The 281-nt window shown below is 53.7% G+C and carries 1 rRNA gene; it reads left to right on the top strand.

The features are described from left to right. A 16S ribosomal RNA gene (locus BHE89_RS01495) occupies positions 1–281 on the top strand; the annotation flags it as partial.

Genomic DNA, 281 nt, shown 5'->3' with positions numbered 1-281 from the left:
GCTGAGACAGGTGCTGCATGGCTGTCGTCAGCTCGTGTTGTGAAATGTTGGGTTAAGTCCCGCAACGAGCGCAACCCTTATCCTTTGTTGCCAGCGCGTTATGGTGGGAACTCAAAGGAGACTGCCGGTGATAAACCGGAGGAAGGTGGGGATGACGTCAAGTCATCAGGCCCTTACGAGTAGGGCTACACACGTGCTACAATGGCAGATACAAAGAGAAGCGACCTCGCGAGAGCAAGCGGAACTCATAAAGTCTGTCGTAGTCCGGATTGGAGTCTGCA

Source organism: Shigella sp. FC1967, assembly GCF_001743005.1.
Classification (GTDB): domain Bacteria; phylum Pseudomonadota; class Gammaproteobacteria; order Enterobacterales; family Enterobacteriaceae; genus Proteus.
The sequence above is the reverse complement of the archived record's forward strand: the minus strand, read 5'-3'. Positions and strand labels throughout refer to the sequence as shown.